The organism is Blautia sp. HCP28S3_G10, from assembly GCF_052065235.1.
Lineage (GTDB): Bacteria > Bacillota > Clostridia > Lachnospirales > Lachnospiraceae > Blautia_A.
The window spans coordinates 79,435-91,745 of sequence record NZ_JBQHUL010000009.1 but is presented as its reverse complement, the minus strand read 5'-3'; the positions used below and the strand labels follow the sequence as shown (position 1 = coordinate 91,745).

10 protein-coding genes and 2 pseudogenes are annotated in these 12,311 nt (G+C 44.9%); all 12 read right to left on the bottom strand.

The features are described from left to right. Positions 1–111: 111 nt before the first annotated feature. The 12 genes and pseudogenes from ACTNB8_RS06005 to ACTNB8_RS05950 all read right to left on the bottom strand — a co-directional run bounded on the left by ACTNB8_RS06005 (position 112) and on the right by ACTNB8_RS05950 (position 12,310). Complete coding sequence (locus tag ACTNB8_RS06005; RefSeq protein ID WP_441053122.1) at positions 112–2,565, bottom strand: VirB4-like conjugal transfer ATPase, CD1110 family; 2,454 nt, start codon at positions 2,563–2,565, stop codon at positions 112–114. Beyond that, positions 2,450–2,911, bottom strand: coding sequence for a PrgI family protein (locus ACTNB8_RS06000; RefSeq protein WP_441053121.1), 462 nt, complete (start codon positions 2,909–2,911; stop codon positions 2,450–2,452). Before ACTNB8_RS06000 ends, ACTNB8_RS06005 begins: the two co-directional genes overlap by 116 nt. A gap of 25 nt (positions 2,912–2,936) precedes the next feature. After that, positions 2,937–3,806, bottom strand: coding sequence for a VirB6/TrbL-like conjugal transfer protein, CD1112 family (locus tag ACTNB8_RS05995; RefSeq protein WP_441053120.1), 870 nt, complete (start codon positions 3,804–3,806; stop codon positions 2,937–2,939). A gap of 11 nt (positions 3,807–3,817) precedes the next feature. Then, positions 3,818–3,916, bottom strand: a pseudogene (locus ACTNB8_RS05990) (Maff2 family mobile element protein); the annotation flags it as partial. Between the two features lie 148 nt (positions 3,917–4,064). Then, entirely contained in the window at positions 4,065–5,951 is a 1,887-nt protein-coding gene (gene ltrA / locus ACTNB8_RS05985) for a group II intron reverse transcriptase/maturase (protein ID WP_096240995.1), read from the bottom strand. A 722-nt stretch (positions 5,952–6,673) separates the two neighbouring features. Then, positions 6,674–6,802: pseudogene (locus ACTNB8_RS05980) on the bottom strand (Maff2 family mobile element protein); the annotation flags it as partial. A gap of 98 nt (positions 6,803–6,900) precedes the next feature. Beyond that, entirely contained in the window at positions 6,901–8,727 is a 1,827-nt protein-coding gene (locus tag ACTNB8_RS05975; protein WP_441053128.1) for a VirD4-like conjugal transfer protein, CD1115 family, read from the bottom strand. Positions 8,728–8,798: 71 nt separating this feature from the next. Continuing rightward, the gene (locus ACTNB8_RS05970; protein WP_441053119.1) at positions 8,799–9,290 is read right to left on the bottom strand and encodes a PcfB family protein; all 492 of its coding nucleotides are present in this window, start codon (positions 9,288–9,290) and stop codon (positions 8,799–8,801) included. 82 nt (positions 9,291–9,372) lie between these two features. After that, the gene (locus tag ACTNB8_RS05965) at positions 9,373–10,170 is read right to left on the bottom strand and encodes an ATP-binding protein (protein WP_441053118.1); all 798 of its coding nucleotides are present in this window, start codon (positions 10,168–10,170) and stop codon (positions 9,373–9,375) included. Continuing rightward, positions 10,167–10,979, bottom strand: a complete 813-nt coding sequence (locus ACTNB8_RS05960) for a replication initiator protein A (RefSeq protein WP_441053117.1) — start codon at positions 10,977–10,979, stop codon at positions 10,167–10,169. The genes ACTNB8_RS05965 and ACTNB8_RS05960 overlap by 4 nt, the downstream gene beginning before the upstream one ends. Before the next feature lie 13 nt (positions 10,980–10,992). Continuing rightward, positions 10,993–11,928 carry a replication initiator protein A gene (locus tag ACTNB8_RS05955; protein ID WP_441053116.1) on the bottom strand — a complete coding sequence of 312 codons (936 nt, stop codon included), beginning with the start codon at positions 11,926–11,928 and terminating at the stop codon, positions 10,993–10,995. Next, positions 11,918–12,310, bottom strand: a complete 393-nt coding sequence (locus ACTNB8_RS05950) for a hypothetical protein (RefSeq protein ID WP_441053115.1) — start codon at positions 12,308–12,310, stop codon at positions 11,918–11,920. Before ACTNB8_RS05950 ends, ACTNB8_RS05955 begins: the two co-directional genes overlap by 11 nt. Position 12,311 lies beyond the last annotated feature (1 nt).

The following is a 12,311-nucleotide window of genomic DNA, read 5'->3' as shown; positions in this document are numbered from 1 at the left end:
TTCAAAAAACATGGTCGACAGGGCTTAGGTGGGTGTTTTTTGTCTTCGTGAAATATATGAAAGATATTTGATTTATTATTCATTTCTCACTTGACATCACACCGCTGGACTTTATACCGGATCTCCCACTTCTTCCGGACGGGTTGTTAATAACTGATAAATCCTGTTCTTCGGGAACCTGTCCACAAACGGGATGATTACATTTCCATAGAACAAAAGTCCCTCGCCTTCATTACTGTTTGTTACATAGGACAGCTGGGTCGGTGAAATGTTCAGCTGCTTTGCAAGGATCTGCCGATCCCCGGCTGCTTGATTGAGCATATAAATAAAATCAGAGTTCTCAAAGATATTCTCAATCTCACGGCTTGCCAAAAGATCCTTGATGTTCTGGGTAATACCTGTCGGAATACCACCCCATTTACGGAATCTTTTCCAGATTTCCACACTATAGGAGGCTGTCTGCTCTTCTTTCAAAAGCAGATGAAACTCGTCAATGTAATATCTGGTGGATTTATGGGCAGAACGGTTGAGTGTCACCCTGTTCCATACCTGGTCCTGCACGATGAGCATCCCAATCTTTTTCAGCTGTTTTCCAAGCTCTTTAATGTCAAAACATATGAGCCGGTTATTGATATCCACGTTTGTTCGGTGGTTGAACACATTCAAAGAACCGGTAACATAGATCTCCAGTGCTGTTGCCAGCCGCTGTGCTTCCGGTTCATCCTGTCCTCTGAGCAGGTCATACAGATCCTGAAGGATCGGCATCTTTTCCGGCACCGGGTCAGAGAGATATTCCTGATAGACCAGACGTACACACCGGTCAATGATGGTCTTTTCCACCGGTTCCAGACCGTTTTTTCCTCCCACAATCAACTCACAAAGAGACAGGATAAAATCGGATTTCAAAGACAACGGATTATCTTCCTCGGAATAATTCAGGTTCAGATCCATTGGATTGATATACTGTGTCGATACCGGCGAAATACGAACCACCTGCCCATGAAGTGCCTGCACCAGTGGATAATACTCTGCCTCCGGATCACAGATAATGATGTCATCCTCCGTAATCAGGAAACAGTTGGTAATCTCCCTCTTTGCGGAGAAACTTTTACCACTACCCGGTGTTCCGATGATCAGCCCGTTGGGGTTCTTTAATTTCTTCCTGTCTACCATGATCATGTTGTTGGACAGGGCATTCAGCCCATAATAAAGGGCTTCCCCTTCCTGGAACAGTTCCTGTGTCGTGAACGGCACAAAAATCGCTGTTGCCGAGGTAGTAAGCCCACGCTGAATCTCGATTCTGTTTACTCCCAGAGGGATACTGGACATAAGCCCCGCCTCCTGCTGATAATCCAGCGGACGCAGGGAACAGTTATATTTCTGTGCGATACCCTGCACCTGGAAAATGTTGTTGTCCAGTTTCTGACGCTTCTTTGCCGTATTCATCACAAGGACTGTGACAAGGAACATCCTCTCATTCCTGGACTGTAAATCTTCCAGAAGGTTCTTTGCTTCCTCCCCATAGGTCACAAGATCAGAAGGGAGTACATCCATGTCATAACCGGAACGTACTGCACGTTTTTGCTCCTCAATCTTCATCTTATCCAAATCCGAGATTTTACCTTTGATCATCTTAATGGCAGAGGTCTGGTCAATGGACTGGATATGAATATTGACATTGATACTGTCATCCACATCCAGAAAATCTGCCAGCATACGGTCTGTCAGTTCCGGTGCCAGGATCTGCAGGTAACTCACACTTCCCAGTGTCTTCCCCATCATAAAGGATGACGTCTTGGAGAAGTTAAAGGAAGTCGGTGCAATAAAATCCTTTGTCTTAAGCCCGGTCTGCGGAAGCATCTGATAATTGAACCGGAACGGCTCAATCTTATCCTGATTGAACAAATGGTACATGATCTCCAGACGTTCCACTCCATTTAAAGGATGCGCCTGTGCCCCAAGCACCTTAAAGTTGTTCATGATATCTGCCTCGATCCGCTCAAGTCTCGGTCTTGCCACCTTTAAGCTCTCCGCTTCGATCCCGAAGGTGATATACTTCGTTTTCACCAGACCGTTATTCCCTTTGGAGAGCTGGTTCTTTAGCATCGTCCGGTATTCTTCCCGGATCTCATTGAAATCGTCATCCTGGTCGGGGATATCAATACTCTTTTCATACTCTGCCACATCCACCTGCTGGTTGATAAAGGACAGCTGCACACTGATGGAAGAATCAAAGTAATTCAGAAAATCACAGTAATTCTCAAAGATCGTGGCCTTATCCTCATTTAAGGCAAGCTGGTAGTTGATATCGTAAAACTGGACGGTTTTGGAAAAAAAGTTCTTTGACACCTGACAGATCCCATCCGCAAACATCCGCTGATACGGGATGCTCTGCTGAGCGGTATGAGGGATGTTCTTCTGCCGCTTTCTCTCCCTCTCCTGCTTTTTCCTACGCTTTTCCTTTTCCCTTTCCTTTTTGTCGTTTCTGTTTCTTCTTTCCTGACGGTTTTTTCTTGCCGCCGCTTCCAGGCTTTTCTGCTTTGCCTGTTTCGTCTTTCTTGCCATCCGGCATACCCTCCTTCTTTACGAGGGAATCTACCTCCTGATAGAAGTTCTCTGTCTGATATGGGCGTGTTGCCGGACAGAGAAACTTCTGTCGGATGATATTCCCCATCACTTTTTCAAAGGGGAGTCCGTCCTTTTCATACATTGCCATAAAGAAAAATGGCAGCATGACGGTTACCATAAGGATCGCTGAAACACTGGAACCCAGTGGTTTCTTTGTCAGAAGGTATAACGGGACTCCCACTACAGCGGCAAGAGAAAAAAAGATCAGCTGCCGCTTTGTCAAATTTAATGCTACTTTTGTCTTGACCTTTGTAAGGTCTTTGGGTACTGGTACATACGCCATAGGTAGTACTCCTTTCTTTGTGCCATCAATGGGCATTGAATATTGATTTGCTAAGGCTACCGGTCTTAAACAATGAAAATGCCAGAACGACCGTATATGCCGCCACTGAAAACATTGCCCCATGCAGGTTGGTCGATATGGTCATTGCATTGACCAATACGGAATAGATGCCGACACAGACCAGCATGAAGAATCCCTGAAATGCCAGGGCGAACAAGCCTTTCAGATAGTTGTTCCCGATATTGCCCCACTCCTTATTGGTCATGGTGGCAAATGGGATCGGTGCCACAGAAGTATAAAGGTAGATCTCAATCATCCTGCCATACATGATTACCGTGATAATCACGGAAAGAATACTCATGGTAAGGCTGATGAGCAGTGTTTCCATTGCCAGTAAAAACAGCTCCCCAATCTCCATCTCTTCCAAAGATTCGGTCAGGGTCGCTATGGCGGCGGAAGCATCCACCGCCGTACTTCCGGAAATCACACCGGCTGCGCTGTTTACGATATGCTGTCCTACATCAAATACCGCCATCGTGATATTAAATGTGTTCGTCACAAGGTAAATCGCCACATACGCTTTAAAGATCCAGAGGAAAATGTTGTAGGTCTCAAATTCATGGAAGTTATTCTTCTGTGTGACCATAGTAATCAGTTCATAACAAAGCACGAACGTAATGATCAGACCGGCAATGGGCACAATCACCGTCTGGGATAAATTCTGAATCAGGTTAAAAACCCCTGCATTCCATCCCTGCGGTGTCTGCCCAACCTGCCCGGCTATCGTCCCAACTTTGTCATTGACCTCCACGAACATCCCTTCCAGACCATTCTGGATCATCCCGATGAGGATCTCCTTTATGGCTTCCGTGATTCGTTCGATAATAGTGTTCATCCATTACCCCATTAACCGAACAAAGTTGCCAGCTGGGGAATCAGGGTAGTTCCCAGCAGCATAATTCCAGCTCCTGCCATGAGCTGTTTGATTCCCTGGCTCTTAGCGCCCGATAGCGATAGGTAATCCTTTGAAGTTATCTCCGGATTTTCCCCCGCTCCACACCGTGCATGCGACTTTCACCGCACACGGCGCTCCATCGAATTCAGCCGTCCAGGGTTTTAAACACAACTTACACACTTCGTTACAGCATTAAATTCAAAGAATAATAGGTGGCATTTCTGCCATACTACGAAGTTTGTTAAGCTTTTCTATTTGTTTATTGTCAAGATTTAAGGATTTCAGGTACTTCTCAATCGTGGGTTCTGAGGAAGCATGGATAAGGATATGAACCTCTTTGCTGACAAGAATTAGATTTGCGTATTCATCCGAACCACCATTGCTTACCGGCACTTTATGGTGGCAATGAATATCATGAGAATCCATCGGAATTCCCGTCACTGCACATTTACCATACTGTGCCGCATACAAAGAAATACGGTTATCCGCATATTCAATGGTTCTACCCTTTACAGGATTTCTCATCAGCCATAACATCGTCGCTGTGTCGATTGCAAGATTCTTATGAATCTGTTCCCGACCTTTGACCGTGTATTTATTGATGGATTTCCTTTTATGCTGGGCGTTCTTCGGCTGGACATATCCCAGTGGAACCACCGGACGTCCATGAAGGAACCTCATCTGTCTGCTTGTTCCATACTTTTCTTTGATGAACCCATTTCTGAGTTGTCCCTTTTTGGATAAGTCGCCTTTCAGTCTGTTTCTGAGCTGTTTGTTGATACTAAAGGCAAGTCTGCTGAAGTCATGAGATACTTCTGTGGAAATACAATAGTATTCATGAAGTCCAGCAACTACAGAGTTGTATTTCTGAAGCTGCATGAACTGAACATTATCATCTGACGAATGAGCCAGTTCCTTTACTTCTTCCGAGACTTTATCATGAGCCTTTTTGTATGCTTTATCGCTCATATGAGACCGAACCACATATTTCTTACCCTTTCTACGGACTTTCAGCTTGAACCCGAGAAAATCAGAATACTGTCTTTTGAGATTAACTACTTTGGATTTGTCAGGGCTGATTTCCAGCCCCAGCCTGTCCTTTAGCCATAACTCTGTTGCCTTGTATGCTCTGACGGCATCCTCATGTGATGCGCAGAAAATTTTAAAATCATCTGCGTACCGAACTGCATGCATCTCTTTTAATCTGCTCCGGCGCAGAGCCCTGTAAGCGTGGCTCTTAATCTCTGTTCCCTGCGCATTGCTCCTCGTTTTGAATTTTGTCTTTGTTGGCATCTGTTCCCATTGGGAAGCAATCCACCAGTCCAGTTCATTTAATACGATATTTGCAAGCAATGGCGACAAAATACCGCCTTGCGGAGTACCCCGTGTGGGATATGTTTTCTCCCCATTTGGCAGAACAACAGGTGCTTTCAACATCTCTTTTATAATGCATAGCAGCTTTTTGTCCCGAATTCCCAATGCCCATATCTGACGCATCAGCTTTGTATGGCTGATATTATCAAAGAAGCCTTTAATATCGAGGTCAACCACATGGTACAGATGCTGTACCTGTATCAGCCTCATGCATTGCGCAATAGCAGTCTCAGCGGAACGGTTCGGGCGGAACCCGTTGGAGTTCTCACTGAATTTTGCTTCACATATCGGCTCCATGACCTGCAAAATACATTGCTGTACGATCCGATCCACGATAGTTGGAATTCCCAGCGGTCTGGTCTTTCCATTGGGCTTTGGTATTTCCACTCGCCTTACGGGTCGTGGATGATAATTACTGAATTGTTTCCGTATGAGACGGACGTATTCTTCCTCGCTTAACTTTGCAAGGTCGGCTATCGTCCTTTTATCCACTCCCGAAGTATCACTTCCTGTATTCTTCTTTATCGTTCTGTATGCAAGCTTGATATTTTCTTCACTCTCGATGATTTCCATCAGATGGTTGAAGGTTTTATCTTTCTTACTTTCTGCATACAGCCTGTCAAAAGTACCTTCCATGTCGTAATACTCTGAGTTGCGGATTTTTCTCTGTTTACTTTTCCTTTCTTGCTGCCCCGAAGTCAACACAGGCATCCTCTCCCTTCGGTTTGGATTTTCTTTGTCATACTCGAAGCTGTGTTTGTTGTGTTTTCATTTTCATTGCTGAATTCGACTTGTGGCTATCCCTCCACCGCTTACTTATTCACGGCTTCATAGGTACTGTGCCACTACTCTCACTGGAATAAAGAATGGTTATTGCCCTCTCGCGAAGGTATTCCCATCCACCACATCACTGGCTTGCAACCGCCTCCGTGTCCCCAGCTTTCCACGTTCCGATATTCCTATCATTGGATATCTTTAGGTTCTTCCTCTAAGCCTGTATCTGGTCATGCATAACCGCACCGCCTGTAACGATGCATGGACTTTCATAACAACCAATTTTACTTGCCCACAGATACCACCATGAAAGGTGTACTGCCTTTCGACAGCATCAACGTTTAGACTCGTACATTCGGAATTTCGTCAGTATTTTCATACATTCTCACCATGGATATCCGACCCCCGGCATATAGGCAACACCATCCACCTCTGGACAGCTTTCGTGTCTGGCCTGAAAACCAGTCTTACGATTGCTCTCTGCCGACTTCACCGAGCTCTATAAACTTTTGGAGAGAGCCGTTGCATGCTCCCCGCCATTCGGAGTATTAGGGTGGCGCTTCGGGACGTTACCCCCTCATTTCACCCATCGGAATATCAGTTCTCCAAAGTTTCGGGCTACAATTGCCCTTCGACTTTGTGCGTAAGCTTTTCACTTACGAACGTGTCGCACGATTGTCATTGCCATAACCTTCCAGAAGGTTAATGACACCCCATACGCCAAGACCAGCCCCGATTGCTACGACCAGGGTTTTAAGAGTTGTAATTGCACTGGTAAAAAATGCCATATAAATCACCAAAACTAACTTTGCCGGGTGTAAACGGGAATGAAAAAACGCCGGTATTGAAACCGGCGCACCCTGTTAGTTATTCCTTTCCTCATTTTTTACTGCTCATTCCCGTCTTCTGTCAGATCCATTTCCATCACTTCCACCTCTTCATCGGGTTTCGGTGAGTACCTCGGATCCAGTTCCCTTTCCACCTTAAACCGGTTCTTCTCGCTGTAATCTGCAAGGAGCCGGTAATTCGGGTGTTTGGTTATATCATATTTGTCCGAATAAAACGGACGGACACCACGGATCTGCAGGATACATTTCCCGCCATCCATAACAGCGATCTCATCCTCCGTCATCAGCTGTTTACCAGTCTTCTGGTAGTTCAGCCCATAGGACTTCTGGTTGCTGCGTGTCTCCGAGGTGTTATAAAGGTCAATCGTTTCTTTTCCAAGAAGCTCACTCATTTCTTTCAGAGTGGTCTTCTCTTTGCCTCCAAGGAAAAGCATCGTGTCACAATTCCCTAAAATTGTGTCCGCACTATCCTTGTACATAGCCTTTAACTGGCTCTGTGACTGCAAAATAATAGAAGCAGAGATTTCCCTGCTTCGTATCGTTGCTATCAGCTTATCAAACTGGGGAATCTGCCCGATGTTTGCAAACTCATCGCAGATCACCCGCACATGGACCGGCAGCCTTCCGCCATACACATCATCTGCTTTGTCGCATAAAAGGTTGAATAATTGGGACTGTAACATGGCAATGACAAAGTTAAAGGTAGTATCTGTATCCGACATGATCAGAAACAGTGCCGTCTTGCGGTCTCCTACTTTATCCAGTTCCATCTCATCATAGCTCATGATCTCCCGAAGCTCGGCAATATCAAAGGGAGCCAGTCTGGCACCGCAGCTGATCAGAATGGATTTTGCTGTCTTACCTGCCGCCAGCTTGTATTTCTTATACTGGCGCACTGCAAAGTGTTCCGGTTCCCTTTTCTCCAGATCTTCAAACAGCATATCCACTGGATTTTTATAATTCTCGTCATCTTCCCTGGTCTCACTTTCATTCAAAAGGTCGATCAGGGTATTCATGTTCTTCTCGTCCTCATCCCCTTCATACCAGATCAGGGCAATCAGTGCTGTGTACAGCAGTTTTTCTGCTTTGACCCAAAAATCCTCGGTTGCCTTTTCCCCTTCCCCTTTTGTGTTGGCAATGATAACTGTCACCAGTTTCAGGATGTCCTTTTCGGACTTCAGGTAGGCAAACGGATTGTAATGGAGGGATTTTGAGAAATTAATGGTATTTAAGACCTTAATCACATAAGGCTCATGCACCACCTTCCCGGCTTTGTCTTTTACGACATTGCCATGCTTATCCCTCTTGGGCGGTCCTTTGGCTAACATTTTCCCGCATTCTTCGATAAGTGTCCCTTTCGGGTCTGTGATGACCATGGAACAGTTCATCATCATGATTGAGATTTTTACGAAGAAACGGGTTTTTCCGCTTCCGGAACCACCAACCACACAGATATTTTTATTTCTGGCATACTTGGGATTCTTCGGTCGGCTCTCCATCGTGATGGATTCCGTTGCCGTCAGCGGGATATTCATCCAAAAATCATCCGCCATAAATGGCTTAATGTCTTCCGCTGTTCCCCATCTTGCAGATCCATACTCCACTCCTTTGCGGAGCTTTTTGGCATCTGCCTGTTTCTGCCAGATCAGCAGCTTCACAACAGCCGCAGTACCGGCTCCCACCAAAAGATCCATGTAGTAAAGGCTCGGCAGAAGCCCAGTAATGATCCGGTCAGCATGTTCCATTGCATATAAAAGTTTGTTTCCCATATCTGCCCCTGGGCTTGCCCGGTACAGGCAGGATGCCCTGTCTGCAAACAAAAAGATGAACAGATAAGGTAAATTTGTCAAAATAAGCTTTTTCATATCCAAAGCGGACAGCGTAACTCTGGCTTTTGCTTTCAGCTTCTGTATCAGTCCTCCGGCAGTGAGCTTCCTCACCGGGATACCTCCTGATGCTTATTCCTGGCTTTGCCCTTCGTTTTACCGGCGACGATACTTCTGTACGCAGCCAGCCTCTTATGGAGGGAAGGACGGTTCGCCTTTTGGATCTCCTTCTGGGAAAATTCACGGAAAGCAGCGTTAATCGCATCCTGGTCACGTCCCTTAAAGAACACCAGATACACCGGCGGGTCTTTGGACTTATCCTTTTTTAAGGCATAGTTGATCCCATATTTTCTGGCATACCGTTCAAAAGACTTGATATTCTTGGGCGTGATCTCGATATTCGTCATCCCGGCATTTTGTTTTGCCAGTTCCTTCACCGTGATTTTCCCCTGCTTTGGCTGGTTTTTCTGTGCTTTTTTCTCGGCACTCTTCTGTTTCTGGTGCCGCAGATAAGCTGCGATCACCTTTTTCAGAACATCTGCCGTCATTTTTGTAGTCCGCACACAAAACGTCACCGTCTTCTGTGTAACTTCTTCCTGCATGAATTTTCCTCCTTTCAGCGTATTACGTGCTGTCCCATTCTAAGACCATTGGTATCACCCCTTTCATCAAAAAAGGAACCGATCAGCCACTGATCAGACTTTGCATCCGATTAAGCTTTTCCGTTCCTTCTTCTTTCCGTTTGTCTGTCCCGCCGCAATACACTGGAACACACATTTCCAATATTCTGCTGTAGATTCTCTTATGGGCAACATCCAGGGATTCCTCTTTCATTTCATTCAATCCCAGATTTGTTGTAATGATCAGCGGTTTCATCTTACAGTATCTGCTGTCAACCACGTTGTAGATCTGCTCCAGGGCAAACTCGGAATTACGTTCTATCCCCAAATCATCAATAATCAGAAGCGGATAATCCACAAGGTTCTGGACGATCTGGTTTTTATCTGCCTGATAGTTCGTGAGTTCATTTAATATGCGGGAGAAATTGGTCATCATTACCCGTTCCCCTTGATCCAGAAGGGCATTGGCGATACAACCGGCAAAGAAACTCTTTCCGGTTCCCACCGGTCCCATCAGGAGAAGTCCCACGTTTTCTTTCTTCATCTTGTCCCAGTGATCCACATACTGTCTGGCAATGAGCATCTTATCATTCGTCCCATTGTCATTTTCAAAACGCCACTCCCAGAACCTCCGGTCTTTCAACCCTACCGTTTTTCTATGGTAAAGGTCTCTCTGTGCCTCCTCCCGGCGGAGCTGTTCTTCTCTCTCTTTCCTTGCCTGAGCTTCGCAGTCGCACATACACCCAACTACTTTGTCTCTCCCGAAAAAATTGATCTTCAGCTGCTTTCTTTTCCCGCATTTACCACACCGGAGGCACCCATCTTCACCCAGAAAATCAGCTACAGTCCTGCTATCTGTCATAGAGATTCTCCCTCCTCAAAATCATATTTTCCAGAACCGGGTTTCATATCTTCCCTTTCTGCCCAGAGCAGAAGCGTTGCAAAATGATCCTGATAGGTCTTTCCACTGGATTTCATGTAAGCAGAAAGCTGATCGGTCAACCTCTGGTAATCATAGGGATACAGTTTCCTTAACTCCCGGTATTCATCCCCGGAAAGTCTGACATTTCCAAAGCGACCATAAAAGCTGATCCGTTCGTTTCCACACGAGTGCTTCTTACTCTTATCAGTATCATTCTTATCAGTCTTATTTATATCAGTATTACTTGTGGCAAAATTTTTGCGTTCCGGACTTCCAATTTTTTGCGTTCCGGACTGCAAATTTCTTGCACTCCGGACTTCCAGATTCTTGCGCTCCGGACTGCAAATTTCTTGCGTTCCAGAAGGATAATAAATAGCTGGTTTGCCACGGATGCGTTTTACAAAGTTCTTCACATAAATGATAGCCGGACGGTTGCAGCCCTGCGGATACCGTTCGATCAAACCGATACCATGGATGCTGTCCAACTCCCGGAGAAGTTTCGTAACCGTTGTGTGTGACATATGCAGCACTTCCTGAAGTTCCGCTACTGTATAAATAATGTAAACAAAACCATCTGCATCCACCCATCCGTTTTTCTTGGAAAGATTGATCCTGTCCAACAGGATGCCGTAAAGAAGCTTTGCATCCGTGGACAGACACGCAAACTCTTTTTCTGTGAACAGTGCTTTGGGAATACGGAAAAATGAAAACTGCTCGGATTCTTCTACCTTGAAGTATTCAAAATCCATTCCTTCATCCTCATTATTCCATTTCCTTGTTCTTAAACATATCAAGGTACATATTGAAAACATGAACCAGTTCTTTCAGATAAATACGTCTGGCACCTTTGTTGCAGGCATACATATCTTCGATCCATTCCGGAGAATTCCCACAAAGGACTGCCATTGTCTCAACGACAGCCATAAACTTCTTCATGGACTTCATCTTATAAACATAATTGAAGTGCTGACGAATATCCTCAACTCGTTCCGGATCATTCTCAAACAACTCGAACACACCAAATGCCAGATCCATACCAAATTCGCTGGCATCGTCTTCGATTGCTTCATCATCCAGATTGCCATACTCATCACAGTAGCATCTCAGTTCCATCGGACTTAATTCATCGGGATTGAAGTCATCCTCATCAAAATCCTCTGGAACATCTGCCAATTCATCTTCATCATTCAAATGAATTTTCTTTGAATACCCTTCATTAATAACCTCAAGATAACCTTTCTTCATCAGGTCATCCACAATTTCTCTGGCAGCTGTCACCATTTTGTCCATGATCTCTTCTGCCTCCTCCGGTCCTACCATCATCATTAAATCATTGATTGTCAACATAGTTTTTTCCTCCTCTTTCTTTGAAATATCATTTATATAGAAACGGTTCGGTCTGCCATTATCTTTGACAACCCGAACCATGTTTCCCATTTTTTCCAATTCTGAAATTGCATCGTCAATCCGGTATCTGGTGCTTTTCAGATCCCTGATCATCTCACTTTTGGGATAAATCACAAAGATTTCTCCATCCTGGTCAATCCATTTGTTCTGTACCGCATATTTTGTCCGATCCAGCAAGAGGCTGTATAATACCTTTGCTGTAATGGATAAAGAGCGGTATCTTTCATCCTTAAATAATATTTTCGGCACCAACAGGCACTCTACCGGCATATATTCCTGATTACTCACCATGCTTACCTCCATTTAAATCAACCATTGCCTCCGTTGAAAACAAAGTCAGATCCAGCATTCCCACAAATACCTGATAATAAAGGGAACAAAGCTCTTCATCATCACGAACCAGATACAACCCTTCCAATTCTTCTGACAGATGCTTCATTTCATACATTGTCTGACAGAGTTCATGGACTTTATCATAGTCCTGTTTTTCAATATTCTGCTCCAGACGGGCAACAAAGCGGCTCCAGTCCGTAAAATTATTGTCCATCACGATCAGACACTGGAACAGCTCCGTTGCTTCACAGGCTGCCGCCAATACTACATTTTTGATATTGATGGAACCATCCTCATTTCTCATATGGTTAATCATGTACTCTTTGTTTAACATTATCATT

Coding starts and splice junctions, on each gene's coding strand:
- ACTNB8_RS06005 (WP_441053122.1), bottom strand. CDS start 2,565: ATGGCAAGAAAGACGAAACAGGCAAAGCAGAAAAGCCTGGAAGCGGCG.
- ltrA (WP_096240995.1), bottom strand. CDS start 5,951: ATGCCTGTGTTGACTTCGGGGCAGCAAGAAAGGAAAAGTAAACAGAGA.
- ACTNB8_RS05955 (WP_441053116.1), bottom strand. CDS start 11,928: ATGGTGAGTAATCAGGAATATATGCCGGTAGAGTGCCTGTTGGTGCCG.
- ACTNB8_RS06000 (WP_441053121.1), bottom strand. CDS start 2,911: ATGGCGTATGTACCAGTACCCAAAGACCTTACAAAGGTCAAGACAAAA.
- ACTNB8_RS05995 (WP_441053120.1), bottom strand. CDS start 3,806: ATGAACACTATTATCGAACGAATCACGGAAGCCATAAAGGAGATCCTC.
- ACTNB8_RS05960 (WP_441053117.1), bottom strand. CDS start 10,979: ATGGATTTTGAATACTTCAAGGTAGAAGAATCCGAGCAGTTTTCATTT.
- ACTNB8_RS05970 (WP_441053119.1), bottom strand. CDS start 9,290: ATGCAGGAAGAAGTTACACAGAAGACGGTGACGTTTTGTGTGCGGACT.
- ACTNB8_RS05965 (WP_441053118.1), bottom strand. CDS start 10,170: ATGACAGATAGCAGGACTGTAGCTGATTTTCTGGGTGAAGATGGGTGC.
- ACTNB8_RS05975 (WP_441053128.1), bottom strand. CDS start 8,727: ATGAAAAAGCTTATTTTGACAAATTTACCTTATCTGTTCATCTTTTTG.
- ACTNB8_RS05950 (WP_441053115.1), bottom strand. CDS start 12,310: ATGATAATGTTAAACAAAGAGTACATGATTAACCATATGAGAAATGAG.